6 protein-coding genes are annotated in these 8,821 nt (G+C 40.5%); 1 reads left to right on the forward strand and 5 read right to left on the reverse strand.

Annotated features, from left to right (window positions below; genetic code table 11):
* Nucleotides 1-163: 163 nt before the first annotated feature.
* The gene (locus NWP21_RS10245; RefSeq protein ID WP_280792615.1) at nt 164-1,735 is read right to left on the reverse strand and encodes a tetratricopeptide repeat protein; all 1,572 of its coding nucleotides are present in this window, start codon (nt 1,733-1,735) and stop codon (nt 164-166) included.
* Nucleotides 1,736-1,841: 106 nt separating this feature from the next.
* Entirely contained in the window at nt 1,842-3,257 is a 1,416-nt protein-coding gene (locus NWP21_RS10250; protein WP_280792616.1) for an LCP family protein, read from the reverse strand.
* A gap of 925 nt (nt 3,258-4,182) precedes the next feature.
* On the opposite strand from NWP21_RS10250, the gene NWP21_RS10255 reads away from it, so the two are divergent.
* Nucleotides 4,183-5,343, forward strand: coding sequence for an AI-2E family transporter (locus NWP21_RS10255; RefSeq protein WP_280792617.1), 1,161 nt, complete (start codon nt 4,183-4,185; stop codon nt 5,341-5,343).
* Between the two features lie 22 nt (nt 5,344-5,365).
* On the opposite strand, the gene NWP21_RS10260 is transcribed toward NWP21_RS10255, so the two are convergent.
* From NWP21_RS10260 to NWP21_RS10270, 3 genes are all read right to left on the reverse strand, one after another.
* Nucleotides 5,366-6,694, reverse strand: a complete 1,329-nt coding sequence (locus NWP21_RS10260) for a serpin family protein (RefSeq protein ID WP_280792618.1) — start codon at nt 6,692-6,694, stop codon at nt 5,366-5,368.
* Between the two features lie 251 nt (nt 6,695-6,945).
* Nucleotides 6,946-7,941 (reverse strand): glycosyltransferase, encoded by a 996-nt coding sequence (locus NWP21_RS10265; protein ID WP_280792619.1) that lies wholly within the window; start codon nt 7,939-7,941, stop codon nt 6,946-6,948.
* A gap of 10 nt (nt 7,942-7,951) precedes the next feature.
* Nucleotides 7,952-8,587: a DUF6391 domain-containing protein gene (locus NWP21_RS10270; protein WP_280792620.1), complete on the reverse strand. Its 636-nt coding sequence runs from the start codon at nt 8,585-8,587 to the stop codon at nt 7,952-7,954.
* Nucleotides 8,588-8,821: the final 234 nt, after the last annotated feature.

Here is an 8,821-nt window from a genome sequence, read left to right on the forward strand (position 1 = left end):
AGTTGTGGTCATTCAATGGATAGGGATTTAAACGCAGCAATTAACTTATCGAGGTTGGCTAAACCTTGAAAGCTTACTGAGGGATAACCGCTCCCATGCTCCCCTTGAAGTAAGAAATAAATGTCTAGACTTGTCTAGGATTTATATAGCAGACCTGAAAACTTTAGAAATTCAAAATATCCAATGATTGAGCAATTTCTAAATCTGAAATTCTAGCACGAGCATCTTTAAGGGATTCTAGTTGACCTTCTCGCCTATAAATATCTGCTGCTTTAGAAAAATCATCAATTGCTAGTTGTTCCTCTCCTAGGTGAGAATAAACATTACCACGGTTATAATAGGCATGAGCATAATTACAATTAATCTTAATGATATAAGTATAATCCTCAATTGCTCCCTCGTAATCTCCTAGATCATAGCGAGCATGACCACGGTTATAATAAGCATCTACATAATTAGGATTAATCTGTATAGCCTGAGTATAGTCGGCAATTGCTCCTTGATAATCTTCTAAATCGGCACGAGCGTTACCACGATTTTTGTAAGCAACTGCATTTTGGGGGTTAATTTTTATTGCCTGAGATAGTCCTTGGTGATATTCTATGAAATAACGTGCAATTCCCTGGTTTTTATAGGCATCTGCATAATCGGGGTTAATTTTTATTGCTTGAGTGTAATCCTCTATTGCTCCCTGATTATCTCCGATTTGAGAACGAGCTTCAGCACGATTTTTATAAGCTAGGGCAATATGAGGATTAATTCTGATAGCTTGAGTATAATCCTCGATTGCCTCTGGATAATTTCCTAGTTGATAATGGGCTAAACCTCTTTTATGGTAAACTTTATGATCATGAAAGTTTAGCTGGATTGCTTGGGAAAAATTGACATTGGCTGCTGGGTACTCTCCTAACTGATAGTAAGTTAAACCTAATTTGTAATAACTTTCGGCATCAGCTTTTATGTGTAATCCTTGTTTATAGTAATTAATTGCTGCTTGGTATTCCCCGGTATGAAAATACTCATCACCTAGTTTAATATAATTGTGATTGGAATCTTGATTGATAGATTTTAATTGATTGAAATTACCTGAATTGCCTGGCAATTCTGATGAGTATGTGTATTGATAATTATCAGATGTTGTTAACTGTTGTAGATAGCAGAATAAACCACCTGCATATAATAACTGGTTGATGCCGAAAGAAATTTTACCAGTTTTTAACTTAATCATTTTGGTTGGGAGAAATCCAGCTAAAAACAGGTGATACTCTGGTTGTGCTTCGTTGACATCCTCTTGAATTAAAACGCAAACTATAACTGTATTTTTGGCAACTTCTTGAGAAGTAACTGACCATCTAACCTGACTAATAATACCATGACGTGACTTGACCTCAACGCCGATTTTTGAATCAGAATTTAAAGTAAAATCAACATTACCATCACCGCCGAATCGGGTTTCATAATCGACTTCTGTAATCAAATCAGCTAAACGTTCTTTAACAACTTCTTCCCCTAGTTTTCCCTTAAGATTGTTAATAAAAACGTCACGCACGGGGGAAGTGCGTTTATATTTTTCAGCCATCAACCAGCAAAATTCTCGTAATATCTTTAATCTTTCTCCGGAGATGACAGTTAATTCACTATATTGACCTGCTATTTGACAATGAAGTAAACAACCCGATGTTAACCTGCTAATAAAGTCGGACTGTAGCGATCGCAGGAGTGTAATCCAATCCATGTATCATTCTGCGCATCTGGTGATGAAATTATTGTAGGAAAATTTAGAACCAAAGTAAACCTCTGAGGGAAAAGTGCTGAGTGTTCAGCACTTTTATGGATAAGTTTTAATAAGTCATGTCCCAGGGACGTGTTTTTTGTTGTAACCAATCCTCACCCAACTGGATAGTAATATCAGAATCAATAATACCAGTGCTTTCTATGCGTACTTCCCCAAATCCCAAAGTATCGCGAATTAACTGTGCATTTTCAATATCTCCTTGCTGGGCGATGATATTGGTCACCTTCAGGGATTCCCGCCAAGGTGCGGATATATAAACGCGGCGATATCCGAATTGTTCTAAATCTCGGACTACAGAAATCAGTTGCGAGCGATCGCTACCTGTGCTATCTTGAATATAAACTCGCAAAGAATGATAATCAACGGCTTGGGCTTCACGAGTTAATTCGACACCAAAATGTTGATACATCATTCTAGAAATACCAGTTTCGTCTGGTATCCAATAGCTGGCCAGATATTCACCGGGTTGGCTAAAGCGACCTGGTAACATGAACATATGCATATTAGAACGGTTGACTCGCACGCCAAAGCCTGCTAGTGCTAATAATTCTTCAATTGTTAAATTGGTATCGATATTTTCTTTGACCAGATTGAGAATTTGGGGTAATTGGGTTAATGTTACAGGGTTAAGAGTCTGGTCTATCAAAGCTCTGATGACCGTTTGTTGACGCTGAACCCGGCCAATATCTCCGAGTTCGTCATGGCGAAAGCGTAATAGCTGCAAAGCCTGATCACCGTCAAGATGCTGTTCACCTGCCTTTAAATTAATATATAGGCGTTGAGAGTCATCTTGGTATCGCAAATCCTTGGGAACGTTGACTGTGACTCCACCCAAAGCATCGATCAGTTTACCAACACCCAGAACATTAATACGGATATAGCGGTCAATTGTTATATCACCCAGGAGTTGACTAACACTTCGAGCGGTTAAAGCTGGGCCCCCATCAACATTAGCAGCATTGAGTTTTTTCTCTCCATACCCAATTACTTCTGTACGAGTGTCTCTGGGGATTGAGAGCATAGCTATTCTTTTTGTAGCTGGATCAAATTTGATCAAGATCATGACATCAGCTAGCCCATCAAAAGAATTTACCTGGGGTTCATAGCCCAGATGCTGCAATTGGGCTGGAGGATTAATTAAATCCGATGGGAGGACGCTCATCCCCATCACTAACAGATTCACAGGGCGAGTTAATTCCGAGAATCGTAACCCACCGCCAGAAATGCGATCTGTATCAAAAACCGCTTCTTCTTGGGGGCTTAACTGTGCTTGCTGCAATGGGCTACTAGTAAGGGAAACCGCTAACATCGCCCCTACTGTTGCTGAGACCATAGCAATACCACTCATACCCAGCCAGAACAACACCCAACCTCGAGATTTAGGGCTGTGGGAATTTGGTTTTTTTGATTTGATCGCCTTGGCTAATTGCTTTTGTTTTGCCGAAGTTCTTTGACTGGTCACAGACTTCCTCACACTTACTGATCATTAAACTCTGTAAATTTTCTGACTAATTAATATGCAACGAAACTAACTCATATAAATACCTACTACCTGGTCAACTCAGTCAACAAACCTACGGACAGGGATAGCGGTGTTCAGCGCTGGGAAATGCTACTTTTGTAATAGATATAATCCCAGTCAGTAACTTTCCTTATATATATTAGTCCCTGGCCTACCTAATTCATAATGTCTTGACCTTACCCAAAGACTAAACAAATAGTTTAGGAATGTGTCCGCACCCGGAGAGCATTCTCAATGGAATTAGTACCGCAAAGCACAAGTCAAAAGTTCAAAGGTTTTTATTTTAGGACTTTCGACTTTTTTTAAATGGTATACCTATTTACGCTGTGCCGAACTAATTCAACAGGTAAGATTTGCTTCTTAGCCCCTCAGTTCCGTGAGGGTTGAATTATTGACATAACTTAACGTTTAATTAACCGTACTAAGTTGTGATGGTTGTGTTAACAAGAACACTTATAGGATTTCTCATTTTTTGGTGGCTAATCCGGAGATAATTAATTGAAGTATGACAACAATCAGTTAGTTTGACCAGACCTGATCAGAGATCATCTGCAATTGGCGAAAAAATCAGTGAAAATACTCGTCAAATGTGGGCTTCATAGCAGGAATGAAGAGGATTGCTTGCCCAATAGTGGGTCAGCAAAACTACTGAACCCTGATTCCCGGTAAAATGTTCGCTGTATGACCTGAACGGTCTTGTAGGGGTAGATGTATATTGATTTTACTGGGAATTCTGAATTGGTTCAAGATTTTTCAGAAGATTGAGTCTGATCCTAAACTAGAGAGATGAAATGCGATGATGTAGTTAGAGATAATAAGCTATAGAAAAAGATTTGATTTAGTTCTATCCCGCAATCGGCTAAAGATGCAGACACGCAAGCTACTCAACTGGTGGCAGACATTTACACCTATAACGCGCCTGGGGGCGATCGCGTTATGCGCCCCACTTTTGGTTCTCAATGGTTGGGCGATTTCGGCAATTTTCCATTATTTCCACTCCCTCATCGTGATTTTGGTGGGAGCCTCAGTACTAGCATTTCTGCTCAACTATCCCGTGAGCTGGATGGAGCGTCAAGGTGCTAGGCGAGAACAAGTTGCTATTTTAGTTTTTTTGTTAGCCTTATCGGTACTATTGGCCCTGGGTGTTACCCTGTTTCCCCTAGCTCTCACCCAAGCCCAGCAATTAGTGGCGCGATTACCAGAGTTAATCGACTCTGGACGTTCTCAGTTGATGATGTTAAATGAGAAAGCAGAAACCCTGAATTTACCAATTAATCTTGATGCTCTTGTTGTCCAAATTAATGATCGCGTTAAGAGTCAATTACAACAAATCGCCGGACAAGTGTTAAATCTAGCTGTGGTGACATTCACTAGCCTGCTAGATTTTCTCTTAACCATGGTTTTGACTTTTTATCTTTTGCAGCATGGCGGTGAACTTTGGCAGAGTTTAGTAGAATGGCTACCTACCAAGTTTCGCGAACCTTTCTCTAAAACAGTACGCCTGAGTTTTCAGAACTTTTTTATCACCCAACTGATTTTATCTACCTGTATGGCATCAGCCCTAATTCCCACGTTTTTGTGGCTAAAAGTGCCATTTGGGTTGTTGTTTGGCTTAACTATTGGCATCATGGCTCTTGTGCCCTTTGGTGGTTCGGTGGGGATAGCCCTGACTACTTCCCTAGTAGCCCTGCAAGATTTTTCTATGGGAATCAAGGTGGTCATCGCTGCGGTAATTGTGCAGCAAATTTTGGAGAACTTAATTGCACCCCGGATTTTAGGTAGTTTTACTGGCTTAAACCCAGTTTGGGTACTGATTTCTGTGCTTACAGGAGCGAGAGTTGGTGGACTTTTAGGGGTAATTGTGGCAGTACCAACGGCTGTAATTATTAAGACGGCTTTAACAGCCCTGCGCCCCCAGGGTTTAAACGGTGAAATCGAAGAGAAAGCTGCACACGTTCTGACAGAAAAATCACTAACACCTGAAACTAACAATGCTCTGGGTGTTTCCGAACCGACATTACCGTAGTGGTGAGGAGTGTTTTATATGTTTACTGAGGGTCAGTAATGACACCCATAAACAAAATGCTCCCGGTTTGATGATCTCGAATAGCACAGAAAAAGGGACGGTCAACAATCATGCGAAAAGGTTCCGGTTTTTCTCTAAAAGCTGTTGCTACCATTCCTACTGATGTGGCGGCGCTGGCTTCTGTACCTTCTTCGTTGACTTCGACAAATGTTTTATGTTTGACCTGACTAATTTTGACATTATTACCTATACCGGAAAAGTTGGCTTGATTGCTAAAAGCTTCTGACATCCCTAAGGCTTTGAGCGCATCATTGAGTGTTACATCATAATCTGTTTTGAAGCGGGGTAAGCGAATAAATCCATCCCGGTTTCTTAACTGAGAAATCAATTTTTCCCAGTTGTCAAAATTCAAGTTTTCATAAAAGTTTGGGAGGTCAGATTCCTGCTTGGGTAAGAAGATATAAAAGCTGATTTTGCCATCTTCGCCATAAGGTAAACTCACCGCCTGAAACTGGTCGTTTTCATAGTATTTATATTCCCCTGTTTGCGACATCATCGGGTGTTGCTTCTGTTCACCAGATATTAATCTAAAAGGATGTTTGGCAGTTTGTGATTTATCAAACTTACTACTCCATTGCCCTTTAAAATATATGGCATTAATCAGAAACAATACCTGCTCAGGTGGAATTTGCTCGACTATTTTGGTGATTTTTCCCCGGGTACTGTCTTCAACCCACTTATTGATAGTATTGGCAGATGCGCCATCTTCAAAGTCTAATTTTTTGACCGGGGCTTTGTATAGGTCTTGGATACTTTGGATAAAATTCGGCTGCAATGTAGCTTGTTGATTTGCCCATAGTGAGTTAGCAATAGTCAGTTGCACTTGGGGATCAGGATTTTCTAGTAACCCTTTTAATGTGGCGTAGGCTGAGTTAATTTCTGGTAGACTCATGCCCTGTAATTCTAGGGTTTTAGCCATTTCCTGTTGAGTGGAACCACTGGCACCATTATATGCCATGGACAGGGCGATCGCTATACTTGAAGGTGATAGAAAAATGTTATCTTCACTACTGTTTTTTTGCAAAATTTGGGAAAACAGTTTGAAGCCAAATCTATTATTAGCATCTACAAGTTTCTGATCAGAGATTAATATTTTTTTGGGTAAGGGAGTCTCGGAATAATGTAGATCAGATTGGGTCAGGGAATTTGTACTACCACTTACTTGAGAACAACCCAAGACACTGAACAGGACAACACTAGCTGCCGCCAAAACGTAACGTCTCCCTAGACTTACACCATAACGTCTTTGTAGGAATGTTGTTGCCACACCACTTAGTTTTTGCCGATTCATTCTGCCACCTAGTTTACCCAACGTTTTTCGCAGTCGATCTAAAATTGAGGCTCAATTATGTTCCGATTGCTTACTATTGCATTTAGAACCATCAAAACTACAGACGGTTACAGTTTTAGTAACAGTCAAGGGAATAGGGAATGGACATCTGCCTTTTTTCATAAAGTCCACAGAGGAACACAGATATTAAGTGTATTATTATACTGTTTAAGCTGGGTTATTCAAATGATGAGCAGCAATAAATGGCTGAGTTAGAAAAAGTACTTCTGGCTAATTTTTTTGTATATGTTCTTGATCCTTAGTTTGAGTAACCGAGTTTTTGATAAGTCTTTGATATTGGGTGAAAAATTAATTTTGTTGTCAAAGAATTCGTTTAATTCTTGCAAAATAATTTGAAATCTTCTGATAATATTTTCCCTGCGATATTCGGCAAAAAATTCTTCAGATAATTTGATAGTTTGTGATGATTTCAGGCAATTTATAACGCGTTGCAGGTCATACTCTTGGGAGTAGCCTGCGATTTTATAGCAATTAAACCCAGGGTCTAAATAATCGGACAGTCCACCGTTGATACTGGAAAATACCTGACAGCCACAGGCAAGAGCTTCCATGGGTTGTAGTCCGAACCCTTCACTAACGAACTGTTGGGCCCAATATTCGGCAGAGTCATACAGGTAAATCTTTGTCTGGTTAAATAGACCGGGTAAGTCTTCTACATAAGAGTCAACTAATTTTAGGTTACACTGTTTCTGCAAAGCGGGGATCAATTCTTCCATTAAATACTCAGAAGATTTTCGGGCTTGAACTAAAACATCAATGTCCCGCTCTAAATGTAAATTTTGAAATTCATTACTAATTTGATTGGGCAAATAATAAATTAAAGAATTAGGGGACTTTTGCCCCCAATATCCCATAGTGTTGCGGCTGACTGTGATGATGGGAATACTAGGGGGTAGGCAAAACTTGTAACCGGCACTATGGGCATGGTAGATAACGTTATATTGCTTGAGTTTTTTGGCTAGCTGGGGTACATCAAATCCCCAGCTAATGACAAAAATAGCCTGATCTAAATTTTTTTGGGTGAGCAGATCATCGATAAACAGTTGGTCTGTTTCTCTTTGGCGATAAGTGACGACATCAGCGCTACAGATTTGCTGGGCTAGCTGAACTGTTTTTAATTCTGCCCAAAGTCCACCACAGGCAAATTTGCCATAAGTACCGGGAACTAAGAAGTAAAGCTTTCTCATGATTAATTGTTTATTCTCGCCAGCTGACTTTGACAAAATGTCCCGGTCTTCCCCAAAGGTCACGAGTCAGGGTAATATTTTCAATTGTGAGGTTAAAGGGGATGGCGGTGGTGAGATAGCGCTGTGCTATGGAACCTAAATCAGGTGCAAGTTCTGCTGCTGTGGTGGCGGCGAGTCCTAAACCGATTAATTGCTCAATGGGTCGCAATGGTAGTAATAGATTAACACCCACAGCTAGGCTGGCTGTCAACAGCATTGCTACTGATGCATTGGTGCCACAACGGGGATGGACGGCTAAATCCCATTCACCATTAATCAGACGATTTAAGCCGAGCGTGACCGCCCGGCGCAAATCACTGATATTCACCTCACCATAAAGGTAAAATCCTTGTTCTGTAGAAAGCCCGCCTAAGAGTTCGTTGTCTACTTGTACTTTTTTTGGTCTGGTTTGAGCTTCACTCAGAACCCAAACAGTAGCATGTTCTAGGGCGTGAACTTGTCGTAGCAGGATTATTTCTTTTAATCCTGGGATGAATGATAGCTGTCTGAGTAAGTCAGCATCTTGTGTTGGTTGGGGGGCGGTAAAGTCAAAACTAAAGAAATCAAAGGTAGGTGAACCACCTGGAACAGAAGCTGAAGTATGCATCAAAAGACTGCTCTCCTAGCTGATGGAGCAATATAGATTTTTTAAATGTAACCGATACTTTTTTGCTAATATTCACTAACAAATACACTCTTGAAGAGAGGGCGTATCAACCAATGCACGTAGGAAAATCCCCCGCGCACCATTTATGTCCCGGCTCATTACCCGCCCATCAGATGGAGACTTAACGAACTTAGCACCACCAAGGTTGGGGATGATTTCACCAGTCCAACTGAC

The organism is Anabaenopsis sp. FSS-46, assembly GCF_029891665.1.
Classification (GTDB): domain Bacteria; phylum Cyanobacteriota; class Cyanobacteriia; order Cyanobacteriales; family Nostocaceae; genus Anabaenopsis; species Anabaenopsis arnoldii.

Coding starts and splice junctions, on each gene's coding strand:
- NWP21_RS10245 (WP_280792615.1), bottom strand. CDS start 1,735: ATGGATTGGATTACACTCCTGCGATCGCTACAGTCCGACTTTATTAGC.
- NWP21_RS10255 (WP_280792617.1), top strand. CDS start 4,183: ATGCAGACACGCAAGCTACTCAACTGGTGGCAGACATTTACACCTATA.
- NWP21_RS10260 (WP_280792618.1), bottom strand. CDS start 6,694: ATGAATCGGCAAAAACTAAGTGGTGTGGCAACAACATTCCTACAAAGA.
- NWP21_RS10265 (WP_280792619.1), bottom strand. CDS start 7,941: ATGAGAAAGCTTTACTTCTTAGTTCCCGGTACTTATGGCAAATTTGCC.
- NWP21_RS10270 (WP_280792620.1), bottom strand. CDS start 8,587: ATGCATACTTCAGCTTCTGTTCCAGGTGGTTCACCTACCTTTGATTTC.